Annotated in this window: 1 protein-coding gene; it reads right to left on the reverse strand. The window is 47.5% G+C overall.

From position 1 onward, the window contains the following. On the reverse strand, positions 1-575 hold a 575-nt coding region (locus GRP75_RS28900), incomplete at both ends, for a DNA polymerase (protein ID WP_237449262.1).

A 575-nucleotide genomic window follows, 5' to 3' on the forward strand; every position in this document is an offset into this window, starting at 1 on the left:
ACGTAGCCGTCCCGCTTCGCATCCTTCACAATATCATCCATGTAACGGCGAACGCCTTGGAACACGTCAAAATACTGGTCGATAAAGCGAGCCGCTTCCTTCCGCGTAATATTCAAATTTTGTGACAGACCATAATCACTGATTCCGTAGACAATCCCAAAGTTGACTGCCTTCGCAGAACGCCGCATGTTGGAGTCCACATCTTCCGCTGCTACACCAAACACATCGGATGCGGTCTTGGTATGGATGTCCATATCGTGGACAAAGGCTTCCTTCAAACGTTCATCATCTGAAATATCAGCCAGCACCCGCAGCTCGATCTGTGAGTAGTCTGCCGCTAAAATAGACCAGCCCGGTTCGGACGGAACAAATACTTTGCGGATTTTACGACCCTCTTCAAGACGAATCGGAATGTTTTGCAAATTCGGAAATTGACTGCTCAAGCGTCCAGTTGCTGCAACCGTCTGCCGGAAATACGTATGCACCTTACCCGTTTTCTCCGAAATTTCTTTAAGCAATCCTTCGACATACGTCGATTGGAGTTTGGCAATTGTACGGTACTGCAAAATGTTTTG

It is taken from the genome of Paenibacillus sp. OT2-17 (assembly GCF_009827695.1).
GTDB lineage: Bacteria > Bacillota > Bacilli > Paenibacillales > Paenibacillaceae > Paenibacillus > Paenibacillus polymyxa_B.